Origin of the sequence: Novosphingobium aureum (assembly GCF_015865035.1) — a bacterium.
Classification (GTDB): Bacteria; Pseudomonadota; Alphaproteobacteria; order Sphingomonadales; family Sphingomonadaceae; genus Novosphingobium; species Novosphingobium aureum.
The window spans coordinates 1-23,307 of the sequence record NZ_JADZGI010000010.1 but is presented as its reverse complement, the minus strand read 5'-3'; the positions used below and the strand labels follow the sequence as shown (position 1 = coordinate 23,307).

The 23,307-nt window shown below is 59.8% G+C and carries 23 protein-coding genes; 11 read left to right on the top strand and 12 right to left on the bottom strand.

The genetic code is table 11. The annotated features are described in order from the left end of the window. Positions 1–46: 46 nt before the first annotated feature. Genes I5E68_RS19645 through I5E68_RS19635 form a run of 3 tightly spaced genes read right to left on the bottom strand, consistent with a single transcriptional unit; the run spans position 47 to position 3,005 of the window. A complete protein-coding gene (locus tag I5E68_RS19645) occupies positions 47–937 on the bottom strand; it encodes a hypothetical protein (RefSeq protein ID WP_197167374.1) in 891 nt (296 codons plus the stop codon). Beyond that, positions 934–2,343 carry a relaxase/mobilization nuclease domain-containing protein gene (locus I5E68_RS19640; RefSeq protein ID WP_323982234.1) on the bottom strand — a complete coding sequence of 470 codons (1,410 nt, stop codon included), beginning with the start codon at positions 2,341–2,343 and terminating at the stop codon, positions 934–936. The genes I5E68_RS19645 and I5E68_RS19640 overlap by 4 nt, the downstream gene beginning before the upstream one ends. Then, positions 2,340–3,005: a hypothetical protein gene (locus tag I5E68_RS19635; RefSeq protein WP_323982233.1), complete on the bottom strand. Its 666-nt coding sequence runs from the start codon at positions 3,003–3,005 to the stop codon at positions 2,340–2,342. The genes I5E68_RS19640 and I5E68_RS19635 overlap by 4 nt, the downstream gene beginning before the upstream one ends. A 247-nt stretch (positions 3,006–3,252) precedes the next feature. Between I5E68_RS19635 and I5E68_RS19630 the strand changes: the two genes are divergently transcribed. Then, complete coding sequence (locus I5E68_RS19630) at positions 3,253–3,531, top strand: hypothetical protein (protein ID WP_197167373.1); 279 nt, start codon at positions 3,253–3,255, stop codon at positions 3,529–3,531. Between the two features lie 109 nt (positions 3,532–3,640). Here I5E68_RS19630 and I5E68_RS19625 read toward each other — a convergent pair whose 3' ends face one another. The 7 genes from I5E68_RS19625 to I5E68_RS20500 form a co-directional block, all read right to left on the bottom strand. Beyond that, positions 3,641–3,970 carry a single-stranded DNA-binding protein gene (locus I5E68_RS19625; RefSeq protein ID WP_197167371.1) on the bottom strand — a complete coding sequence of 110 codons (330 nt, stop codon included), beginning with the start codon at positions 3,968–3,970 and terminating at the stop codon, positions 3,641–3,643. A 566-nt stretch (positions 3,971–4,536) separates the two neighbouring features. Then, positions 4,537–6,315 carry a ParB/RepB/Spo0J family partition protein gene (locus tag I5E68_RS19620; protein ID WP_197167368.1) on the bottom strand — a complete coding sequence of 593 codons (1,779 nt, stop codon included), beginning with the start codon at positions 6,313–6,315 and terminating at the stop codon, positions 4,537–4,539. Positions 6,316–6,382: 67 nt separating this feature from the next. Then, positions 6,383–6,826 carry a DUF3768 domain-containing protein gene (locus tag I5E68_RS19615; protein ID WP_228727394.1) on the bottom strand — a complete coding sequence of 148 codons (444 nt, stop codon included), beginning with the start codon at positions 6,824–6,826 and terminating at the stop codon, positions 6,383–6,385. 363 nt (positions 6,827–7,189) lie between these two features. Beyond that, entirely contained in the window at positions 7,190–7,852 is a 663-nt protein-coding gene (locus I5E68_RS19610) for a hypothetical protein (RefSeq protein ID WP_197167367.1), read from the bottom strand. Positions 7,853–8,556: 704 nt separating this feature from the next. Further along, complete coding sequence (locus I5E68_RS19605) at positions 8,557–9,501, bottom strand: ArdC family protein (RefSeq protein ID WP_197167366.1); 945 nt, start codon at positions 9,499–9,501, stop codon at positions 8,557–8,559. 398 nt (positions 9,502–9,899) lie between these two features. Further along, complete coding sequence (locus I5E68_RS19600) at positions 9,900–10,226, bottom strand: single-stranded DNA-binding protein (protein ID WP_197167365.1); 327 nt, start codon at positions 10,224–10,226, stop codon at positions 9,900–9,902. A gap of 339 nt (positions 10,227–10,565) precedes the next feature. Continuing rightward, complete coding sequence (locus tag I5E68_RS20500; protein WP_197167364.1) at positions 10,566–11,432, bottom strand: DUF7146 domain-containing protein; 867 nt, start codon at positions 11,430–11,432, stop codon at positions 10,566–10,568. 666 nt (positions 11,433–12,098) lie between these two features. On the opposite strand from I5E68_RS20500, the gene I5E68_RS19590 reads away from it, so the two are divergent. The 3 genes from I5E68_RS19590 to I5E68_RS19580 all read left to right on the top strand — a co-directional run bounded on the left by I5E68_RS19590 (position 12,099) and on the right by I5E68_RS19580 (position 15,644). Beyond that, positions 12,099–13,187 (top strand): replication initiation protein, encoded by a 1,089-nt coding sequence (locus I5E68_RS19590; RefSeq protein ID WP_197167401.1) that lies wholly within the window; start codon positions 12,099–12,101, stop codon positions 13,185–13,187. Positions 13,188–13,381: 194 nt separating this feature from the next. Beyond that, entirely contained in the window at positions 13,382–14,584 is a 1,203-nt protein-coding gene (locus I5E68_RS19585; RefSeq protein WP_197167363.1) for an AAA family ATPase, read from the top strand. A 46-nt stretch (positions 14,585–14,630) separates the two neighbouring features. Then, positions 14,631–15,644: a ParB/RepB/Spo0J family partition protein gene (locus tag I5E68_RS19580; protein WP_197167362.1), complete on the top strand. Its 1,014-nt coding sequence runs from the start codon at positions 14,631–14,633 to the stop codon at positions 15,642–15,644. A gap of 5 nt (positions 15,645–15,649) precedes the next feature. Here the strand turns inward: I5E68_RS19580 and I5E68_RS19575 are convergent, their stop codons facing one another. Continuing rightward, positions 15,650–16,000 (bottom strand): thermonuclease family protein, encoded by a 351-nt coding sequence (locus I5E68_RS19575; protein WP_197167361.1) that lies wholly within the window; start codon positions 15,998–16,000, stop codon positions 15,650–15,652. Between the two features lie 492 nt (positions 16,001–16,492). On the opposite strand from I5E68_RS19575, the gene I5E68_RS19570 reads away from it, so the two are divergent. From I5E68_RS19570 to tnpB, 7 genes are all read left to right on the top strand, one after another. Further along, positions 16,493–17,788 carry a three-Cys-motif partner protein TcmP gene (locus I5E68_RS19570; protein WP_228727399.1) on the top strand — a complete coding sequence of 432 codons (1,296 nt, stop codon included), beginning with the start codon at positions 16,493–16,495 and terminating at the stop codon, positions 17,786–17,788. A gap of 82 nt (positions 17,789–17,870) precedes the next feature. After that, a complete protein-coding gene (locus I5E68_RS19565; protein WP_197167358.1) occupies positions 17,871–18,980 on the top strand; it encodes an HD domain-containing protein in 1,110 nt (369 codons plus the stop codon). Next, positions 18,977–19,930: a nucleotidyltransferase domain-containing protein gene (locus I5E68_RS19560; protein ID WP_197167356.1), complete on the top strand. Its 954-nt coding sequence runs from the start codon at positions 18,977–18,979 to the stop codon at positions 19,928–19,930. Before I5E68_RS19565 ends, I5E68_RS19560 begins: the two co-directional genes overlap by 4 nt. Positions 19,931–19,990: 60 nt before the next feature. Further along, positions 19,991–20,812 carry a DUF5131 family protein gene (locus I5E68_RS19555; protein ID WP_197167354.1) on the top strand — a complete coding sequence of 274 codons (822 nt, stop codon included), beginning with the start codon at positions 19,991–19,993 and terminating at the stop codon, positions 20,810–20,812. Between the two features lie 445 nt (positions 20,813–21,257). Further along, positions 21,258–21,599, top strand: a complete 342-nt coding sequence (locus I5E68_RS19550) for a hypothetical protein (protein WP_197167352.1) — start codon at positions 21,258–21,260, stop codon at positions 21,597–21,599. A 70-nt stretch (positions 21,600–21,669) separates the two neighbouring features. Beyond that, entirely contained in the window at positions 21,670–22,038 is a 369-nt protein-coding gene (gene tnpA / locus I5E68_RS19545; RefSeq protein WP_197167351.1) for an IS66-like element accessory protein TnpA, read from the top strand. Next, positions 22,035–22,421 carry an IS66 family insertion sequence element accessory protein TnpB gene (gene tnpB, locus I5E68_RS19540; RefSeq protein WP_323982231.1) on the top strand — a complete coding sequence of 129 codons (387 nt, stop codon included), beginning with the start codon at positions 22,035–22,037 and terminating at the stop codon, positions 22,419–22,421. Before tnpA ends, tnpB begins: the two co-directional genes overlap by 4 nt. On the opposite strand, the gene I5E68_RS19535 is transcribed toward tnpB, so the two are convergent. Beyond that, positions 22,366–23,307: IS3 family transposase (locus I5E68_RS19535; RefSeq protein ID WP_197167349.1), on the bottom strand; the 942-nt coding region annotated here is incomplete at its 5' end. The two genes, tnpB and I5E68_RS19535, sit on opposite strands and share 56 nt — an antisense overlap.

The window sequence follows — 23,307 nt, the reverse complement described above, 5'->3', positions numbered from 1 at the left end:
AAAATCTCGTTGGAACGGCTTGGTTGGTCGCCTATCGGAAAAAGCGCTAGCGAACATCTGGGTCCGTTTCGCGGGCCGCTCCCAGCTCAGAATCTTTGCCATTTTCTCGATCAGCTGCATCATACCCAGGGGTAGTTTGGCGCTTCACAACCTGCCCGCCAGCCATCTCATCGCCAATTTTCTCGTGAAGTTGTTCCATCAAGTCATCGACCAACTCGGGAGAATTTCCCTCGGCCAAGAGACGAGCCCGGGTTCGCCCCATATAGTCAATCGCACCGGCAAGTTCGGCATCGCCGTGGAGAGCAAGGCTATCGCCCGCCCGCCAGAGTGCGGCGAGTTCGGCGATGCGCGCCTGCTTCGACATGACGGAATGATCGCGAACGATGGCCGGTGGACGCGCGGGCGGCAACACAGCGCCGCGCGCCTTGAGTTCATCGCGCGTAATCGCAGCCAAGCGAAAACGTAGCACCCGAACGTCAACTGGCTCCGTCGGCGACGGCATATACTGGGCCTTCAGAACCTTGGTCAGTTCTTCTGCAGAAGCGCGCTTTACCTCCCGCCTCCAGCGCGCAAGGGCCGGATCACTTGGCTCGCGATCGGCCGGTTGCAGATAGGCAAAACGCTTCAATAATGCGTGATCTGCAACCTCGTCCGGCAACGGTGCCCCCTGCCCACTCGCGGCGGCATGGGCGAAAGCGGCCAGTTCGGCGGTCCGTTCAAAGCCCTCGGCCTGGCGCTCCCGATCTTCAATGAGGCGCGCGAGAATAATCTCCAGCATCGGCACGAGGTCCGTCGTCGACGCAAGCCCGGCGTCGATTTGATTCAGGCGGTCGAGGATCTCGACCTGCCTGGCATTCATCGCCGCCATTTCGGACTGCATTGCCATCACGGTTTCAAGGATCGCCGCGACAGCAAGGCGCGTGCCCTCGTCCGTCATCGTTGGGGCCCTCCTCGATCCTTGGACCGATCAATGTCACGCTGTTGGCGCTCCAGGTCACGTTCGCGAACACGCCGGAGAATGTCATCGGCTCGATCGACGGCCCCTCCGGACTTATCTTCGCCAGCCTTCTCAATGAAGGCCTTGAGCCTATCCGAGACGCCGTCATCGAGCGCATTGCCGCTCGGCTTGTCAGATGGCCGGACACCCGCCTCCGCCTGTTCCGATTCCTGGGCGCCGAGACTACGCTGCTGATATTTCGCAAGCGCTCGGGCAATCGGATCGCGATCATCGATCGGTCGCGACCCACGCTCTGCTTCAAGCCTGAGCCGCGCCGCCCGCTCCGAATTGCTTTCGGGCTCCGGCATCGTCTCGATGAACTTGGATAGCGTCTGCGCCGTTACCTGGTCGGACAGCGAGGGAGACGAAGCCAACTCCATGATCGACTTGGCGTAGGTTTGCAAAACCGTTGCGTGGCGATCGGCCAGGGCCTGCTTCACCGGATCAGGGACGCCTCTCTCACGGAACGCCAGCGCCCGTTCGGCACGGCTCTTGTCGATCCGCGGCACCTGCCCCTTTTCGCGCATCTTCTTCGCCGCAATGGGCTCGTGCGTAGGATCGATCCCGCGCGCGCGTGCCGGCGTCGCGTTCGCCTCAATTCCGCGATCACGCAGCTTTTGGGCGAACCGCTGACGATACCGAAAGAGGTCATCACGGTTCGGATGGAAGCGCCGCCCATCATGATCGCGACGTGCAATTGTCAGGTGAACATGCGGGTGATCGCGGTCGACGTGGAGAGCGGCAACCCAGGAGCGATTGGCAAATTCCTCGCGCGCGAAATCGAGCACCGACGCCTTCAGCGCCTCGGGTTCGGTCGCTGCCGGCATCGAAAGAACCATCGAAATCGAGGTCGCACCCTTGCGCCGATCATCGCCTCCAACTTCCCACTCCTGCCAGTCCTGGGCAAGAATGCGCATGTCATGTCCATCCCGAAGGACGTCGCCATCGCTCGTGTAGAGAGGCACCTGGATGTCCTCGCCATGCCCCAAACGGCTGATGTAGGAGAAATTCGCAAGAACATGCCCCCCACCATGCTGGCGCCCGGTGACGCGCACCACAACCTCCGGCGCGCGCCGGGCCGTACGCTCCATAGTACGGATCGCGCGGCCAGTAGCCGACGCCGAGGTACTGCCACCAAAAGCATGCTTGGCCTGTGCGCTGGGCCAGTTCACGCTCCTCGGTTTGGACGGGGAAGGAAGCATCGAGGAGACCGCGAAGGCAAGGAGCGTTCCACCCGCTTTTGGAGATGACGCCTTCCCACCGCTGCTTCCAGGCTTGCGCTTTTTGGGCGGAGCATAGACGCCCGCGAGACTGTCGAGCGTGCCGGGTGTGAAGCGAAAACTCACCCCTCTCCGCCCTCGTCTTGCGCCTTGTGAGCCTCGATCCAATATCCGACTTCGCCGCCCACATAGGAGGAAAGCTCGCGCCGGGTCTTGAACACCAGCGCCTTCAGGTCGGCGCATGTTTCGAGAAACTGCGCGGCCACGCGATGCAATTCGAGGCGGCTTTCAGGCTGGTTTGCCGCGTTCATCGCGTGCACCGCCTGGTTGATGTTTCGGCCGATCGCGAGGATCTGCTTGCGCAGCTTGCCAAGCTCACTCTGGCTCACGGGCGCAAGCCGGAGCGCCCCTGCCTTGTCCCAAAGCGCCCAACGCAAGGTGCGCTTGATCCATTCGTTTCGGGTGAGGTGCAACGGCCCGGCCACATCTTCGATCGCCTCGATCTCGTGGCGATGGAGGCGGACAGTGACGCGCACATAATCGTCGGGATGGCCCCTGCCCTGCACCTCGGTCACGGGCAGGTTGTCGTTCTGCAATGACAGCGCCGCGCGCTGCAGGGTGCTGGCGATCCACGATGCACGGCTCTGCCCTTGGGCGATGGCGAGACGATCGATCTCGGCCACCAGCTCGTCAGACATGCGCGTACTTACGATCATGAACCAAAAGCCCCGTGCAGCGGTGCCAAACACCAAATGTTTACATTGGTGCCAATTGACATATCCTGCCATCCCTATCCGAACCCAAATTTCGCCTCTTGGACCACCGCCGAAACCGAACAGGTCAAGAAACGTGGAAGGAGGAATTGTCTGCATTCTAAAGCACATTGCCCAGTCAACAAGATGCAGCCTTCCTCCAATCTGCGCGCTGTCTGTGCACAGACTCCACTCATCGCATTTCGCGGCCAGCGCATCTAGCGAGCACGCGCGGCATCCGACAGAATCCGCGCTCATCCTCGCACTTCACGGAGCCGTTTTCATGCCGAAACCCGCCCGAAAAATATCCTCGCTCGCCGCTATCGAGAACCGCCGGGCGGCGCTGCGCTCCGAACTCGCCGCGCTCGACCAACAAGCCAGGGAAGCTCAGGAGGCTGCCCGCGACGCCGGGCGCGACACGTTGTTCGCGGCCCTGGGGCGCGTAAAGATATCGGCCATGGAAAAGGCCGATGCGCGCGCGATTGCCAAGGCCATCGCAACGCATGAAGCTGCAGAGATCGCGCACAAGCTCGCCGAACTCGAACCTCCGACGTCAGCCTGATCAACGCTGGCTCAGTCAGGCCTGGAGTGAGCTGCATGCTTGCCGTGCAAAACGACGAAGGCGGCGCTGTTGCACCGCCTTCGATCCTTCGGGAACGAACGAATGCGCTCTAGCCACCCCCGCGCGCGTTCTCGCTGCACAGCAAAGTGGCGAACCGCTCGACGATGAGGTCGACGTTAAAGACCCGCTCGCCGTCATCGCGCTGGTAACTGCACTGCCGTACCCGGCCGGCAATATGGAGAAGATCGCCCTTGCCGATCCGATCGGCACGCTCGGCGTTCTTCCCAAATAGGGTTACGCGGTTCCAGTGCGGATCGTCTTCCCATTCCTCGCCGACCTTGCGGCTGTAGTTTGCCGCGATGTCGAGGAAGGCGACCTTGTCCTTGATCTCGATTTTCCCGACGCGGCCGATGATCCGAAACTCTGCGATATTTTGCATGGGTCCTGTCCTTCTTCAAAGGGTTGCTGACGCATCGCCGGAACGGGGGCCGGACCATGCGCGGGCAAGTTGAAAGACGGAGGGTCCACGTCGTGGAAACCGTAGCGGCATCGCAGCGGCTTTCTGCTTGGGGCGAAGCCCATCCCGCATAGCAAGGGCCGGACACCAGATGCGTCGGACAGCACCCGCGAAGATGGACTTTCCCATTATACCCAGAGCTTCGCTCTCACTCGGTTCAGGATTCTGATCAGGACGAGGATGTCCCCAGGCGCACTGTGATAGCTGTTGGGAAGCCTACCCTCTGACGACCTATCGGAACGACCGTTCACCCAGCAGCGAGAGCGTTTAAACGACGCTGCTGAACCGGCATGGCGCCCTGCCCTTCTATGGAGAAAGGCGCCGATTTCCCTACAACGCGCATCAAGAAAGCTGGGCTCCGACAGCGACATGGAAGCCGGGTATGACTACAATTGCACCGGTGCAAGTGCGGCGAGCAAGGAGCCGAACGCGCAGCTTCCTCATCGAAAGGGAGGCCGGTGGAGCGACACGCTCCACCGGCCAGCACATCAAGCAACCTCGGACATTTCGCCTTCGTCCGTGGCCTGCTCGGGAAGAGGTGTAAAGCGGCGCGCCGGTTCGGGCAACCAGCCAACAGGAAGCCGCTCGTTGACGGCAACGGCAAGATCGCCCTTCTTCATCTTGGCGCAATTCGCGGCGGCATCCTCGCCGCATTCGTCGGCCAGGATCGCGAGAAGGCTCGTCTTCGTGAGCCGGTCGAAAAAGGTCTGGCCCGGATTCCAGTGCTGGCGAAGATCAAGGCCCGCAGCCTCGGCATACGTGTCGGCGGTGGCCTGCCGCGCACCGATCCCGCCGTGGTTGTAGGTCGTGCCGTTGAGCGTGGACGCCACCAGTGCAGCGAGCAATTGCATCTTGTCGGCCTCATCCATCGTCCGGATCGTCTCGAAACGCCCTTCGGCGGGAATGTCTGCGAACCGCTCGACCAGCTTTGCGGGAAGCTCGGCCAGGTTGCTCCCATCGAGCATATCGTGCTCGACCGTGTGGCGGGTCACGGTCGGGTGAATGTCGGCAGCAAGATTGTAGCGGTGCAAGCCGTGAAGCAACTGCGCGGTCATGCTATCCAGCAGAATATCGAGGGCGAGGGCAGGCTGGGCCGCAACTTCCTGTTGGAGAGCCATCGTGCGAATGGCCGTCAGACGCTCGATCATGCTGGCAGCGTAGGGGCCGGTTTCCTCGACCTTGGCGCTGGGCCGCTCGACGTTAACGGTCCAGTGGCGCAGAGCCAAATCGCCGTTGTAACCGACATAGGCGCACACGCCGCCGTTGGCCTTCTGCGCCTCGGTGAAAACCTCGAAACCATCGGTGATCGCCTCGCGCTGCTCGAATAGCGCTGCGGCTTCCTCGCTGTCCTCGTTGCCCTCGGCTTCCAGCGCTTCAATCTGGGCATCGAGCGCGGCTAGCTGGGCCGCTTCCTCGTCGTTCGCCTCGCGCGTCTCGGGGCGCAGATACCCGCGATTGTAAATGTCGTGGGGAGCCTCGGCGGCAACCTCGACGATCTTCCAACCCTCCGCCGCGAAACTCGCGCGAATGCCGTCCAGCTTGGCGGCAACCAGCTCGTCGAGCAAAGCCGAATCGTCGGCGTAACCCGTCTCTCCGAACAGGTCGCGGGTGATCGTGCCGCCTGCGGCCTCGTAGGCATCGAGCCCAACGAAGCGGCAAACTGCGGAATCAGTGCGAACCTTCTCGGTCGTGAGGGCGCGGCGGATCGCGGCGGGACTGTTGCCGCAACGCTCGAATGCCTCGACCTGGGCGGCGTGATCCTCGCTCATGGTGAGCGCCTGAGCGGCTTGCATGCCGATCATGTCGGCGGCGAAGGCTTCCAGCAGGGCCGGAGCCAGACTGCCGAGACGCAGTAACTTGGCGACATGGCCAGTGCTGTAGCCAAACCGGGCGGCAATATCCTCAGCGCTCATCCCGCCCTCGTCGCGAAGCTGGGCGAATGCGGCCACCGCGTCCGCAGGGTGCATGGTCTCGCGCTGGGTGTTCTCCACCAGCGAAAGCTCGATGGCCTCGGTCTTGTCCTTGATGATGACGGGGACGGGGAAGGCAGCGGTCACGTCCTTGCGCTTCTTGAGAAGCTCGAGCGCGCGAAAGCGGCGCCCTCCGGCGAACACCCAGAACTTGCCCGCCGCCTCGTAAACGCCAAGGTTCTGGATGAGCCCGTGCGCATGAATGTCGTCGGCCAGAGCCTCGATCCCCGTCGGCTCGACCTTGCGGACGTTTAGCGGGGAAAGGCGAAGCTGCGACAGCTTGAGCGTAGTGGTCATGGTTGAAAATCCTCGAAAATAGGGGGAAGTCGAGGGCGACGGCTGCGCCGCCCTCGATGCTGGCCGATCAGTATTCGTCGGCGCGAAGGATCGTGATGACGCGGCAGGTCACACCCGGATCAGCCGGGTCGGGCGATCCACCCTCAAGCGCGGCGTCGTAGTAGTCGATCTTCCAGAAGCAGCGGGTTCCCTTCCATTCGAACGCGCCAAAGTCGCGCTCTCCATGGGGGTCGTTGTCTTCGCTGAAATCGGCAAAATCGCGCACGATGCGCAGCAGGGCGGCGCTATCGATCCAGAACGGCGAAAGGTCCGTGTCCTCGATCATGGCACGAATGCCCTGGGTCAGTACTACGCGTCCATGTTGGGGATTGCTGAGGTCGGCCCGCAGTTCATCATTGAGAGTGGCAACGCGCGCTGCATATTCCCCGCGTTCGTCGTCGGACATTTTTGCGAAATCTGGCATGTGCTTGTTTCCCTTTTTCCTGATGGAGCCGAAGGCGATGGCGTCCATCGACTTCTGCCCGCTGGCGAAGCCGGGGGGTGGGAATGCACATGGAGAGCTGATCGCGGCGGAGGGGGATCACCCGCCCTGCACGGAAGCGTCAGCGAAGGAAGGGTGGGGATACCGCCGCGATCACCAAGCGCAGCGCGGACCTGCCGCGCGAAGACGGCCCGGCTCTTGGGCAGGGAGGGGGAGGCCGCCCCCTCCTTAGTCGGACAGGCAAGCCTGGCGGCCGCGCCGCCGCATCTATGAGCGAGGATCGTCACCCGCATGGGCCGAAACCGCTTGCGGGTTCGGTTGAAGCGAAGCGGAGATAGAGCCGTGCTGCAAGGTCGCTCCCCTCCCCGTCCTATCCCCGAATCTGAAACGAAATCAGGGCTTCTGCGCGATCAAGGCGGTGACGTTCTGCTTGCCATCCATCCACGCTGCCGCGGTCGGACTGCGCCAGGAGATCATGTCATGGATGCGTTGATAGTCATCGTCCAGATTGCGTGTGAAGACCGGCTCATGGTGCGCGATCCGGTTACGTAAATGGCGGATGCCTTGCAGATCGGCATAGGCCTGCCTGCGGCACTGGGCGACACTCAGTCCTGCTGGTGCTCCTGGAAAGACCGCCCGGAAGTGTGCGTTCCAAAGACGGCTATCCTGTCCGACGGTGAAGATGTTCTCCCAGAAGGCAAATTTGAGTTCCGCGATGATCTTGCCCGTCGTCGGCAGCTTGCGCGCGCAAGCCTGAAGGTCGTCGGCCGGGTTGTAACGAAACCGACTTTTAGGCCGCGGCAGGCTTCGGATAAAACCATTGTTCCAAGGCCAGTTCGCGCCATGGACGGCTTCGATGGCTTCTGCGATTCCATTGCGAACCGCGACTTCACAGACCTGGAGAGGAACGATCAGGGCCGAGGAAATGTCTAGATTCCATTCGTAGAGCTCGAGCGCCTGTTCCCGATCATTGCCTTTCGCCTGGAGATAGGTGGCAAAGCGCGGCGCCGAGATAACTTCGGGCAGATCCTGAAGCTCAGCGGGAGTGAAAGGCAAGGTCGCTATCCTGTCTGCGCACGGTATTGACGAAACCGTCACTACCGCCATATAAGGGGTCATCGGCTTTGAGAACGCGGGCTTACGCCCCCCCTCATCGTCTAAGGAAATTAAAGGCCCGCCAAAAGGTGGGCCTTTTCTTTTTCCGCCAGTGGCTTGACGCAACAGGCATCATGGACGGTGTCGAGCCGGATTGCTAGGCTCATCCCATGACCGAAATTGCCTCCCTTTTCCCTCGTTGGGCCTCGACCTGGGGCGAGCTGGCGCGCACGAACGCACTGGCGCGATCGCAGTGCCGCTGCTGCGGGATGCAACAGCGGGTCGACGTGTCGATCCAGATTTTGCGCTTTGGCGCAAGCGGCTCCCCGATCGACTTGCGTGACAAGTGCATGGTTGTCGGCTGCCACGGTTCCGTTTTCTACATGGTGGCACGCACTTACGGGCGGCAATGGATTACGATGGACACGCGCAGAGAGCCTCGCGATGCAGTCGCTCCAAGGGTCAACGCAGTCTCTCTCAATCTCGGTTCCCGCTCGTCCAGGCCGCGGTAGACCTCCATCACGCAGGCGCGATGAACAGCCCGTAAGAAGGCGCGATTTCGCCTTAAAAAGGGCATATTTCGGGCGTTTTGGGGCCAAAGACGCCCGAAATTCCGCATACCCGCATTTCGAGGGCGGCTGTGCCGCCGCCCTCGCCGGTCTCCCTCACGCGGCGATCGTCTGCACAGGCGCATCAATACGGGACAGGATCAATTCGCTGGCAGCCTGTGCCGCGCTGGCAGCGCGGAAAATGGCCCGCTTATCATTCCGCAGGGCGGTCAACCACGAAGCTACGTACGCGGCATGGTCCTCACGCTCGGTCGGCTCCATGCCAAGCTGCGCGCAAAGCATGGCGGCGCCAATCTCAGCAATGAGCTCCTCCTCTGCCCTGATTTCTCGGGCTTTTCCATAATCACGAAGGGTTTCGCGGGCGAGACGCTTGGCGCTCCCGGTGCTGTGCACGGCCTCATGGGCGAGGGTCGCATAGAAAGCATTGCCGCTCTCAAAGTCGGCAAAGGCGGGCATCTGGATACGGTCGGCAGCTGGGTCATAGAAGGCGCTCGGGCCGCCCTCGGCATAGGGGACGGGCCAGCGGGCAAAGGCTTCGTCCAGTTCCCTATCGCGTTCATCGCGGTTCTTCATCTCGACCGCAGGCGCGGGATACTTGGACATATCAAGCCCATCGATCTGCTCGACGTTGAACACGACATAGCGCTTCAGGAATTTGCGGGTTGCTTCCTCGCCTTCGCTGTCGGTGACAGGCTCGCCGGTTTCGCCGTCCTTGGGGGTGAAGGTTCCGGCGTGCACGACAAGATTGCCCTTTTCGCCCTTGCGGACCTGCCCGCCCAACTCGGCGGCCTGGCGGTAGGTCATCCAATAGGGATTGGCGTAACCGCGCGTCATGGCGGCGGTCCAAAGCAACAGGATATTGATCCCCCGATAGGCGGTGCCCTCGTGGCGACGGGGAAGAGAGGCAAGGCCGGACGCCCAACGGGGCGACCATGGGCGGGTGCCCTCTTCGAGCATGGCGATAATCTGGTTGGTGACTTCCTCGTACACGTCGGTGCGTGGGGCGGTGTTGTGGCGGGTGGTCTTGGTCTTGCGGGTCATGTGCTGGCTTCCCTTTTTCCTCGATGGAGCCGAAGGCGATGGCGTCCATCGGCTTCTGCCCGCTGGCGAAGCCGGGGGGGTTGAACCGGCACTGGAGGGCCGAGTGCGAGGGAGGGGGATCACCCGTCCTGCACGGAAGCGCAGCGGACGGAAGGATGGGGACACCCTCGCGTGAGCCAAGCGCAGCGCGGTTTGCCGCGCGAAGACGGCCTGGCCCTTGCCGGGAAGGGGGGAGGCCGCTCCCCTTTGATCGCGATTTAGGAAATGTGGCCGCGCCTGAAGCGGCCTCAGCATCGAGCGAGGACCGTCACCCATTAGGGACGAAACCGCTAGCGGGTTTGGTCGGAGCGAAGCACAGATAGAGCCGTACCGACAGGTCGCCCCCTCGCCTGCCCGTTTTAGTTGTCCTGCTCAGCCATCTTGCGCGCCAGGATCGAGAAGGAATCCGCAATCAGCTCGGTCTTGTAGACGATGCCAACATCGCCTGAATGGCTGTTCTCGCGTGTCCGCCCAGTAATGTGAACGAGATCCCCTTCCTCGGCGTTCTCGACCTGGGCGGCGATCTTGGGCAAGCACACGACGCTGTTCCAATGGGTATCAGTCTTCCAGTCGTCCCCGTCCCGCCGGTTGTAGTTTGACGCTACGCTGACATAGGTAACTTTCTCCAGAGGGCGGATTTTTCCAATACGGCCGATAATCCGGAATTCTGAAATGTTCTGGGGCATCGAGGTCTTCCTTTCAGGCTATCCAAACCAATTTGGACAGGGAGGTAAATCGCTATTCGCCCGAGGGGCGCCCTGCCCCCTCCCCTCGTGCGACGTTCGATTTCTGCGTCTGTCTGCGAATTTCGCCCACTTGGTGAGGCTGCGTCAGGCTTCGATGCCGCGCAGACTTTGCCAGAAGCATTTGAGCATCGTGCAAGCCACGGACGAAGCCTGACCTGCCTTGGCACACGGATGTCGGAGCTACGTCGCGACACGCTAAGGCGTGTCGCTCACTGCTTGATCCGTTCCACCATATGGCGGCGCAAACGCAGGCAAAGCCGCCAAGGATCGAGAGAGCTCTCACCGTTTCGCCCTGCCCTTGGCAAGAAGCGCGTCGTTCCAATCCCCTCCCGGGGGAGGCAATATGATCTGAAGGCTGCGACCATTTGCCGTGAGGTGCGGGTGTGCGCGGACGAGACCATCTCGGGCGGCTACGCCATGTTGGGAGTAAACCCTGACCCGGCGGACATGGTCTGGTATGTACAGATCACGATAGCGCTCGACACCGCATACGGCCGAGCAGCCGCTAAGTTCGTTGAGGACGATGGTCGATTCTGCGTCTTCGAAGCCTTCGGCCAGATTCATGGTGTCGTCAGCTGGCGCTCCAAGATGTACCGCGCTTTGCCGCGGATCGCCCAACGTTCGTTTGGCGGCATCAAGGCACTCACATTTGCGACCATCGGTTTCCAGGAAGATCCGCAATAAGGCTACGAGCCGACCGCTCTGGGTCATGGGCAGCAAAAGTGCGGGTAAACGGAGCTTGCGTCCTGCCTCGTACGTAATGGCGCCGGGCGCGTACCGGCCGGCCGTCGAATGCGAAAGGCCACGCTTTGCAAGATAACGCTCGGCAGGCGTGCCATGGGTTGGAAGTGCGTGATCCCACAGGTGCCGGCACAACGAGGTCAGATCGTTTGTTGGTTTATCAGGCGCGTTGTTCCGTACCGAGATCGGCGGATTCAACCGCTGAGTCCGTATCGCGCCGATTACCTCGCGTTGTGTGCAGCCCGCAAAACAGTGGAACAGCACGGCTTTGCGACCTGGCGTGATCGAAAGCGAAGCGTGATGGTCATCGTGAGCTGGACAGCAGACCTTGCCATAGCGGCCGTGCCAGGTACCTTTGAGGTCCCTTACGATCTGCCGAGCAGCGGATTGAGGGGTGGTTGCCATGGTCCGTATATAGCATATACACTAAATCCGTACAGTCCACTGTCGGAGGTTGGTTCGCTATGATCTTACGGTTTGAGCTATGGCTGCGGGGGATCGAGCTGGGCCCTCGGTTTCTTCCCATCTGCTGGAATCCTCTTTCAAACAGCGCCGCTGCTTGCAGCGGAAGGTTTTCTGATTCTAAGGGATTCAGATTCAGGGGGCAAAAACCGACGGTTTCCAACGGGGTCGAAGGGGGTATTCCTGACCGGTTGGGGGAGTTTGCCTGCCTTATTGGGGGCTCCTTCCTGACCTGTCGGGGGAGCTTCCCTGACCGGTTGGGGCTATCCTGACCGGATGGGGGAGAGACCAATGGCGCTCCCACGCAACGTCCAGGCATCGCGTTTCGGCAGGGAATGGACCTTTCCGCGCACGATTCTCGCCCTCCCCTCCCCTGACCGCGACGACTCGCCGGAATCTGCAGGCTCGCTTTCCCTGGAGGGGCAGATCTATCCTGACCGCATGGGGGCTCAGGATGACCAATCCTGTCCTGACTTGACCATCCTGGACAGGTCAGGCACACCTGAGACCTTAAGTGCGAATCTCGTCGAGCGTTATGACATGGCCAAAAATCGAGCTTCCGACAATGCTGAGGATAGCGATGCGGGCCAGCCTTCTCCTGGCCGGGCGATGCGCGTTGCGGCAGCCTTGCAGGCCAAGGGTGGCGATGAGTTCGCAAAGCCGGGCAGCATTGTCGAGGTCAAGTTCGTCAAGGGCCAGTCGCTTAGCCTTACCGCGTCGCGCCTTCTTGCCTTGATGATCCTGACTGCAGGCGGCGATGCATGGGAAGACCGTCCACATCGTATGCGCAAGGCGGATATTCGCCGGGGCCACAAGGGCAATGAGCGCATTTCCGATATGCTCGAGGAACTGCACCGCACTCTGTTCGCGATCGACGACACGTCCTGGCGCGGCAAGAAGGCGACGATGCGTTTCTCACTGATCTCGTCTTCGCGCGAAGAGGTTGAAGATGAGCCTGGCGCGGAGTCTGGGTGGATTGAATGGGAGTTTACGCCCGAAGCGCGCAAGCTGATCCAGGAATCTGAGACTTATGCCGTTCTCAATCGACAGGCGGTTCTCGGCTTTCGCTCGAACTATGCCTTAAAGCTCTACGAGGTTGGCGCGCTGCGTTTGCACCGGCGCCAGTCGACCTGGAAGGGTGATATGATGGCATTGCGAGCTCTGCTTGGAATTGGCCCGGACGTTTACAAGGACTTCGCCCAGTTGCGACGCAAGGTGCTGGAGAAGGCCAAGGCTGAGATCGACCAGCTTGCGCATTTCAGGGTCGAGTGGCGCGAAATCCGCAAAGGGCGCGCGGTCAGCGAGCTCGAATTTCGCTTTGAGCCCAAGGATGCGCCGGCGCAGATCGCGACCGTGGATGAGATTTCGCGCCATTCTGGTGGACGCAAGGCGCGGCGTGAGGACGAGGTCGAGACCGTCGAGGTAAAGGAGCTGACCCAGAACGTCGTCTCGGCTTTGACGGGAAAGGGGAGGGGGGAACCCTCCGAACTGCGCTTCCCGAGTGGAACGCTGCAATTTGGCGCCGATGAGCTTGCCGCGATTGCGCGGCGGTCGGGCGGGGGATGGGACATCGATCTAATCGCGAACGCCTATCGCGAGCAGATGGGCGAGCGTCTGTCCAAGCTGAAGGGCGCCAAATTGATCGCGTCCTGGACCGGGTATTGCGAGAGCTTCTTTGCGCGTCGGGGCAGGCCCTGATCTGCAAATTGCACCGGTGCAATTTTCCATGAGGCCCCCAATCGGTCAGGATAGCTGAGCCAGAGTTCGCCATTACGCGTTGAAGCAGATTAGGACTACTGGATCGGTCTGCCGATTTGCGAAAATACATCGATTATTGACCGATAAGTGCAAACTGGCGTAAGCCATCCCTAGTTTCGAAAAGGGAGGCTGGCTTGGCCGCATCACTCGATATTGAAGGCGTGCAGGACGAGGTATCGGTCCAGGCGCTGGCTCAACGCACCAGCTCTGTTCTTGAGCGCCTTCGCGATGCGGCGCGTTCGGCCCGGGCCGATGACCGTCGCGAGCCCACCTTTCAGATTGGCAAGGCAGCGGAACTGGTGGGCCGTACGCCTGCAGCTATCCGGGAAGCCGAGAAGGACGGACGTCTTCCGCCTCCACCGCGTACCGAAAACAACCGGCGTGTAGGGTACACGCTCGCACAGCTCAACGACATGCGTGGCTTGTTCGGGACACGTCCTTGGCGCGCGCCCGAAGATCCCTGCAGCGTCATCGCGGTTCAGAATTTCAAGGGCGGTGTGGGCAAGTCGACGTTGTCTGTGCACCTCGCGCAGTACCTGGCCATTCGGGGCTACCGGGTTGCCTTGATTGACTGTGACAGCCAGGCCTCGGCAACGACGTTGTTCGGCTATGTGCCTGATCTGGACCTGTCCGAAGACGACACCCTCTATCCGTTCCTGCGGCATGACGGCATGGACTCGCTCGATTACGCGCTGCGCAAAACGCATTTTGACGGGCTCGAGTTGATTCCGGCAAACCTGCGCTTGTTTCAGTCCGAGTATGAGATTGCCGCGCGTATGGCGCGAGGGCAGGGCAGTCTGATCGATCGCATGGCGCAAGGCATCGCCAGCATCTCGGATCGTTTCGACGTGATCGTGCTCGATCCGCCGCCGGCATTGGGAGCCATTTCCCTGTCGGTGCTGCGCGCAGCCAATGCGTTGGTGGTGCCGGTGCCTCCTACGGTCATGGACTTTTCCTCGACGGCCGCGTTTCTTGCCATGCTCGACGAAACGATTGAAACGCTGGCGGAACGGGACATGGCGCCTTCGCTTCAGTTCCTTCGTTTCGTCGCGTCCAAGGTCGACGAGAACAAGTCGATGCAAAAGGAGCTGATTAACCTGATGCGCAGCTTGTTCGGGCACGCGATCGTGCGGACGCCGCTCAAGGATTCCGCGGAGATCGATAATGCCACGGCGCGCCTCATGACCGTTTACGAGCTCGATGGTCCGGTTACGAGTTCGTCTGTTCGCAACCGCTGCCTGACCTATCTGGACGGCGTAAACAGCGAAATCGAGATTGATATTCGCTCGATGTGGCCGAGCCATCTGACCCGTTTGCGTAAGGAAGGTGTGGTATGATGCGCAAGAATTGCACCGGTGCAATTTTGCCTGAGGGAGGGCTCTCGTGAGCAAGAAGAACGCGAATTTTGCAGCCGATCTGGTGGCTGGAATTGCGCCAGCTTCCCAATCTCCGACGCCGCGTCGAACCGGTATCGGTTCGAGCGTTCTGACAGGCCGAGAGAGCCGTCTCGCCGAGCTTGCCTCCGGAAGCGTCGTGTCGCGCACGCACGAGCTCGTTGACCCGGCGCGCTGCCGGATGTGGGTAGGTCACAACCGCGAATATGCGCTTCTTGACGAGGATCGGTGCGCGGATCTTATCGAAAGCATGAAGGCACAGGGCAAGCAGGAGATGCCTGCGATCGTACGTCGGGTTAAGGGCGAAGCGGACTACGACTACGAGGTGATTTGTGGCGCGCGGCGGCACTGGACGATCACCTGGCTACGTGCACATAACTACCCCGATTTCCGCTTCCTGATCGACGTTCGTGATCTGACCGATGAAGAAGCCTTCCGGCTTGCTGATATCGAGAACCGCGCACGCGATGATCTTACCGATCTGGAGCGCGCTCGCGATTATCTGCGTGCGCTGGATGCCTACTACGAAGGCAGCCAGAAGCTCATGGCCGAACGGATCAACGTCTCCCAGAGCTGGTTGAGCCGTTATCTTGATCTGGCACGGTTGCCGCGCGAATTGATGGTTGCTTTTTCGCGCCCCCAGGATTTGAGGATCAAGCACGTCACGGCGATCAAGCCTCTCTTGAAGCCGGAGGATCGTCGCGAGCGGGTATTTGCTCAGGCGGCGCAGCTCGCCGAACGCGAGAAGGGCGCTGAGCAGCCGACGCCCGTTCCGGACATCATTCGTGCTCTGGCCCTTGCAGCCGATCCCCCCAAGAAGTCAGGATCCCCCAAAAGGTCAGGAAAGGCGCAAACGGTCCGTTCTGAGGACGGCAAGCCGCTTTTGAAGATCGAGACTTTCGATGGCAAAGGCATCAAGTTGACGCTGCTGCCGCGGGGAGGGGGCACACGAGCCGAAGCTGAAGCCGCCTTGAAAGACTTGCTTGAACAACACTGGTTATAGCCGCTTCAACGCCACGCTCGTGCCAGGCGTTGCGAGACGAGGAATTGGCCCACGTCTCGCCCGCGGACTGAAACTCGAGCAAGCGTACGGCCATACCGATCTGTACCTAGCCGTGTTATGGTAACGGGCGCATTTCCTACAAAGCGGATCAGGGCGTCTCGACTCGCTTTGCCGAGGGCATAATCACACCAATGCGCCAAACGCTTCGTCCGCGAGCAGGAGGGTGATCCGGGTAATTCTGGGGCATCGATGTCGGCTATTCGAATGCGCTCACGTTCACACCGAAGAGTGTCTCCGTCGTGGATTTTGGGAGAGGAGCAGTTGAAGCCGGCTGCCGCGAGGATAAACAAAAGCATCCAGCCTCCTTGTGCAAGAATGCACTGCGCACAAGAACTGAGTGAGAAGGGGGCTGCTCAGAACCTTGGCGATGACGGAGTCTGGGACTTTCGCGACTGTCGGCTTACCTGAACGTCCTTGATTAAAGGCGACATTCACAGGTCGTTTCGCGCACTTTATTCTGAGCCTGTCACACTCATTCCAATGTGCGGATACGTCCTCCAGCAGATCAACGTCTCAGACAATTGGGTTTCCGACATCAGTGCTCGTGTTGCGATCCATTCGTTGGATCGCGAGCGGGCTGCAAACCATCCCGACCCAGCAATAATTGACATGTCTAATGATTGATCAATGTTCGCGCCTCCTGCTGGCACAACAGAGGCTCAACCGAATTTTAGCCGTGCACAGACAGGCTCGCTTCAGGCGGAGTCGGGAGCCGAAAGCCAATCAGCCGCGGTTCAATAGGCTTGCTGCTTTCCGAGGCGGTTGCTGTCGTGTATCGTGCTCGGCAAATGGCGAAGAAACACTATACTTGGCGAACGGGCGAAGCACCGCCCATAATCGGCGGTCACAGCCTTGCAAAGCATCGCATCTTGGATCGATATATCCGGCGCTATATCGAGGTTTGCACGGCCACGCCGGTTCAAGAGAGGCTAAATCTTACCATCATCGATGGCTACTGTGGCGGTGGCAGGTATCGCTTCAACAATCGCGACGTGCCGGGCTCTCCTCTCGTCCTCTTGAATGCGATTGCAGAAGCACAGGAAGCCCTGAACCGCACGCGTCCGAAGGGCTTCGAGATACGCACCGAGTTCGTGTTCGTGGATCTCCATCGCTTCCACACCGACTATCTTCGTGCGGAGATTGAAGCCTCCCCCTTCAGGGAGCAACTCGACAAGACCATTCATATATGGACCGACGATTTCAACGACCGGGTCGACGACACGATCAGTCTCGTGCGGAAGCGATCGCCGCAGCGGGGAAGGTCGATCTGGCTCCTCGATCAATATGGCTGGAGCGATGTCGCGTTCGGATCGATGCGCAAGATTCTTGGCCAGTTGGAGAAGGCCGAAATCTTTCTGACCTTCAGTGTCGACAGCCTTATCGACTACATGAGCGAGACGCGACTCGAGCAACGTAGCTATCGGGATGTCAATCTTGACCCGGGCTTCATCTCGGAACTGACCACCGAAAAGGGTGAAGGCCCGGGCTGGCGGACTCTGATCCAAAACACGCTTTACCAGCACCTCAAGCAGCAGACCGGTGCGGAGTTCTATTCCCCCTTCTTTATTCACTCGCCTGATGCACACAGAAGTTACTGGTTTCTGCACCTTTCTCGTCACCGCGAGGCGCGAAACGTGATCGGCAACATCCACTGGCAGGAAAACACTATCTCGCTCCATCATGGAGGTGCAGGCCTGCAAGCTCTTGGCTTTGCCAATGCGGCTCATCCCGACCAGCTTCTGCTACCCTACACTTTCGATACTCATTCCAGGAGCCTGTCTCACAAGGTACTGATGGAACAAATCCCTTATAAGATTCGAGCTGCTATTGATTCGGACATTGCTCCCTCCCTAGAGACGCTGTTCGGCAATCATTGCAACGACACACCCGTCACCCGTGAAATCTTCGAGGAGGTCTTGATCTCCCTGCGAGACGAGGGCGAAATCCGGATCGAAGACGACCTGGGCAAGGTCAAGCCACGCACACAAACGGTCGCTTGGACCGACCGGATCATGCCCTCGCGCCAACCTTCCCTGTTCAGCCGTTTGAATTCAAACTTCCTAACAAGCAGGAGCCAACCCTAGCTTGGCTCGTTAACCTGATCATGCTAGGCAGCTCGAATGCCTGGTTTCAACGGCATGGATCTGAATTCTGCGAGAGAAAACTGTGGATACCGTTTGGCGGGATGATGATGGCTGGGAGCGACTCCCGCTTTTTCCTGAGCTCCCCCCCAGCCCACCACTGCTAGTGGACGCAGAAGAGCGTGTTTTTGCCGATCCGTTCTTGGCTGAACTTGCCCATACGCGCCCATTGCAAAGGCTGAAGAACATCGGCTTTCTCGGCGCGCTCGATTATATCCGGACACCCAATGGCGCAGATTTGCATCGTCGGCGTCACAATCGGTATGATCACTCACTCGGTGTGGCCGAGCTAGCACTGCTCTACGCTGATATTCGCGGGCTAAACCGGTATGAGAGCCGAATTTTAGCGGCTGCAGGTATTCTGCACGATATAGGTCACGGGCCGCTGTCCCACACGCTCGAGCCAGTGTTCAACGCCAACTTTGGCATAAATCACCACAAGGCCGGAACGGCTATTCTGGATGGGAAGACCGGCCTTGGCTCGGAAATCCAGGAGATAATGCGGGCCTACAAGATCGATCTCGACGAGGTCGTGGCGATGGTAGACGGTACGCATACCGGGGCCCATGCCTTCCTCTTTAGCAGTCCCATCAATCTCGATACCATTGAGGGTATCAGCCGCTCGAGGCTTTTTGCAGCCAAAGCGACACGCCCGTTCAATCCAAAGCGGTTGGTGGCGTTGATTGCAGCGGAAGCAGCATGGCCTGCCAAGGCTGCGGATGAATTCTGGCGGCTGAAGGATAGCGTCTACAACATGATCATCCATCACCCGAGCGGCCTGTTGTTTGATGGCCTCGCGCAAGCCTATATGTTTCTCGAAATCGAACAATTCCGACCCAGTAATTTTCTCTGGAATGAAGAACAACTGCGCAATCGTCAGCCTCGCTTGTTCAGCATCTTTGCTTGGGCCCGGTCGTCCAAGCGCCGTGCTCTACATCGTTTATCCGAGAAGAGCCCGAAAATCTTGGAGCACGCTGTAAAAGCGCCTATTCGACATTTTTCAGTGAACGAAAGTACGTCAGTTTGCACAGCCGCCGACCTTAGCAAACGCTACGTTCAAACCAAGCTAAGCAGAAACATATCAATTGCGGAACTTGTGGGGGAAAACATGATGACTGAGGCCGCGACGGCATGACTCTGAGCCAAGCTGCAGCAGACGTGTTCGCTGCTACCTCGAGCCGATCCGAAACTGACCTCGCCAAAATGCGGATTGTCGCCCAAGAGGTCATCGGCGACAATCAGCAACTGATTGTTGGCGTTAACGGTAGCTATGCAAGGCGAGAAGCAACCAGCGGTTCCGACATTGATCTCTTCGTGCTCTACCGGAAAGATGCGATTGCCGATGCGATTAACGCGCAGAAGACCTTGCGCACACGTCTCCAAGAGGCCGGGTTCAAGATGCCTGCTGACGGGGGCGTATTCGAAGCGCCTCTGAGCGTCAGTTTTCTGAGCCAGACGATCGGCGGCATGGAGGACAAGAACGAATTCATCACGCGCCGCATGCTCCTCCTGCTGGAGGGCGAATGGCTGTACAACGAGAGTGGCTTCAATGATGCCCGGGTCCGTCTGCTCACGCAATATGTCGCCCCGAACATTCGGGCAGACCAGATCTGCATGTTTCTCCTCAATGACATCATACGCTACTGGCGGACGATCTGCGTAGATTTCGAATACAAGGTTCAAAGCGACAACAAGCCTCGCGAAATCAGGCTCATTAAGCTGCGCTTCTCACGCATGCTCCTGTTCTTTGCGGGTGTCATGGCCGTCGGAGCAACGCGCGGACTTGAGCGCGACGCGAAGATCGCAAAGCTGTCGGAGTTGCTGGCTCTGCCCGCTTACGAGCGCTTGACAATGCTCGCCGGCGACAAGGCAAGCCCTGCCCTTGAACTTTACGCAGGGTTTCTGCACGCTCTCGACGATCCTAAGGTACGCGAGGCGCTTTCCCAGCCCCAGTCAGCCGAAGCGGAATCTGAGGAGTACCAACGATTGAGAGCCCAGGCTCAGCAATTCCGGGGCAGTCTTCTCACGTTGCTGAAAAAACACTTTGGAACAGATAGCCCAACGGTCACAGCGCTCATGCTGTAATTCATATTCCTTGACGAGCGTGACGCAAGGCGTGACGAAAGATTCGGATAGGAAATAGCAGTGGCGAAAAATTCCAAGATCGAGTGGACAACTCACACGTTCAACCCTTGGTGGGGTTGCGTAAAAATGTCCCCTGCCTGCAAGTTTTGCTACGCTGAAAGCTGGTCGAAGCGCCTCGGAAAGAACGTCTGGGGCATCAATTCCGAAAGGCGGCTTTTCGGCCCTAAGCATTGGGCGGAGCCGCTTGCCTGGAATCGTGCCGCCCTCGTCACTGGTGAGCGCCCACGCGTGTTTTGCGCGTCGATGGCAGATGTATTTGAAGACCGTCGAGATCTCGACGGCGAGCGCGCTAAGCTATGGGAACTTATTGGTGAAACTGCAGGCCTTGACTGGCTCCTCCTCACCAAACGTCCGGATCTAGCGTGTCAGCTAACGCCTTGGGGCGACAACTGGCCGGACAATGTCTGGATCGGTACAACGACCGAAGACCAACAATGGGCCGACCATCGGCTTTCGTCATTGGCGCGCATACCAGCTAAAGTCCGCTTTATATCAGCGGAACCACTGCTGGGACCAGTCAGGCTTGGCCCGTGGTCTCAATACATACACTGGGTCATCACCGGTGGGGAGAGCGGTCCCAATGCCAGGCCGTCGAGCCCGTCATGGTTTAGGGCACTATTAAACGAGTGCATGGCGGCCGATATACCGTTTCATTTTAAGCAATGGGGTGATTGGGCGCCTGGACAAGGGCTCAACTTGTCAAAGGCCAGGCATGCGGCGGCAGCTGACGGCACGACCATGTTACGAATAGGTAAAAAATCTGCAGGCCGTCTACTTGATGGGGAGCAATGGAACGGGCTCCCCAAAGTTGATCGCGGGTAGAACGTGTGGTGCAAAACGCACGCCAAATATTAGATTTGCACATTTTTACCCGCGCCTCATCTCATCGCGTCAGACCATGACTATCTGAGTCGAAATATGTAATGAACGACGAACAGCAATCAATCACGGAAATTTGGGGCTCGAATGTCCAGATTCGCGGCGCCTGCCACCGTGATGCTTTATACGGCTTGGCATGAGCTAACATTCTTAGGGCTTGCTGGGAGCGACTGAATCTCGCCAGACACCTGCCTGGATAACTGACGGTCCGTAGCTGAGAAGGGAAAATCGAGCGCTGAGTGACCGCGAAGGGTCGGGGGCGGAAAGGCCTCCCTGTGCCAGTGGGCGGAGTGGCTGCCAGGCGCCCAAGTTGGTCGCTCAAGGGCCGAATCTACGCGCCAGGAAGCGGACCTTGCTACCGCAGCGCCTTCGGCTAACATTTCAGAATATGGACGAGCATATTTCTCTTGCCGATGTGAGCCAGCTGGTAGTGACGGAAATCGAAACCTTCGTTGTACCAGCCCCGCGTCCTGACCAGCTAGGAGAGGCTCTCCCTGCCGCATGGTTTGCACAGCAATTAGATGAGATGAGAGCGGCTTTGATCGAGCCTTATATCGTCGAGATTGATGGTGACGGGCGCTTCCCTGGAAGCATCCCCAAGCCGGTGCCAAGGCAGGTTGCCATTGTCGCTGAGGATGATGAAATCTTCCTCGCTTATGATCCTGACCCTGACGGTGATTTCGCTTTGATATTCAAGTCAGCTTCCGGCTTTGGTGTACCCGTCCGGTGAGCCCCGCCTTGTCCGGTGAGTGAACGACCGGTCTTAAGAGCGCTCGTATGAGCGAGCTTAGGAGCGTAGCATGGGGCAGATCACGGTAATGACGGGGCCGGAGCGTCGGCGTCGGTGGCGGGACGAGGAGCGGTTCCAGATCCTGGCCGAGGCCTTCGCGCCGGGCGCATGTGTCGCGGACGTGGCCCGGCGGCGGGACGTATCGACCAGCCTGATCTACACCTGGCGGCGCAATCTGCGACGTGAACAGGCCGAAGGGGCATCCCTTCCGATGGTAGAGGCAGCCTTTGCCCAAGCGGTCCTCGCCGAGGACGAGAAGGTGGACGGCTGTGATCGGTGCGGCGTGATCACCGTCGAACTGGGCGAAGGCCGGCGCGTTCGCATTTCGGCTGAAGCTCCCGCTGCACTGGTCACCGCGACCTTGAAGGCGCTGCGGTGATCCCAGCGGGCGCGCGGGTGTGGATCGCCATGGGGCACACGGACATGCGCAAAGGGATGCAAGGGCTGGCCTTGCAGGTCCAGCAGGGCCTGAAGCGCGATCCGCATGGGGGCGACCTGTTCGTGTTTCGCGGACGTACAGGCTCGCTGATCAAGATCATCTGGCACGACGGCATCGGCATGTCGCTCTATTCCAAGCGGCTCGAGAAGGGACGCTTCGTGTGGCCCTCGGCGAAGGACGGGATCGTCTCGCTTGTCCGTCGTCGAGACATTTGGCACAGATCGGGGCGTGGATTAGCGGAGAGCGAGCCTCGTCTGGGGGTTGATGTTAGGCGGCGAGCTTGCGGTGAAGCAAGCGGCGATATTCGATGGTTTTTCGCTTGATGGTTTCGCGACGCTTGATGATAGCGGGAGCCCTGCCGAAGTAGGCGTCAGCGGGCGTCACGTTGTTCAGGCTCTCGTGGTAGCGCTGGTGATTGTAGTGCTCCACGAACGCTTCGATCTGGGCTTCGAGGTCGCCGGGCAGGAAGTAATGTTCCAACAGGATGCGATTCTTCAAGGTCTGGTGCCAGCGCTCGATCTTGCCCTGCGTTTGCGGATGCAACGGGGCGCCACGGACGTGACTCATCTGCTGGGCCTCGATGTACTCGGCGAGTTCGCCCGCGATGTAACTGGGGCCGTTGTCGGATAGTAGCCGGGGCTTGTGCAGGACCGTGGCGCTGTCGCAGCCCGATGCCTTGAGGGCCAGGTCCAGCGTGTCAGTGACGTCCTCGGCGCGCATGTTGGTGCACAGTTTCCAGGCAATGATGTAGCGCGAGTAGTCGTCGAGCACGGTCGACAGGTACATCCAGCCCCACCCGATGATCTTGAAGTAGGTGAAGTCGGTTTGCCACATCTCATTCGGCCGGGTGGTCTTCGTGTGGAACTGGTCAGCGGCCTTGATCACGGTATAGGCTGGACTGGTGATCAGGTCATGGGCCTTCAACAGGCGGTAAACCGTGGCTTCCGACACGAAATAGCGCTTCTCGTCGGTGAAGCGCACCGCCAGTTCGCGAGGGGAAAGCTCGGTCGCCTCGAGCGCCATCTCGACGATCTGCGCGCGGATATCCTCGGTGATGCGGTTCCACACCCGGCTCGGCGCCGAGGGGCGATCCTCCAGGGCTTCAGGACCGCCCTCAAGGAAGCGGTCATACCAGCGGTAGAACGTCCGGCGAGGAATACCCAGCTTGTCCAGAGTGTGCTTGGCCGGCAGGTGCGACTGCTCGACGAT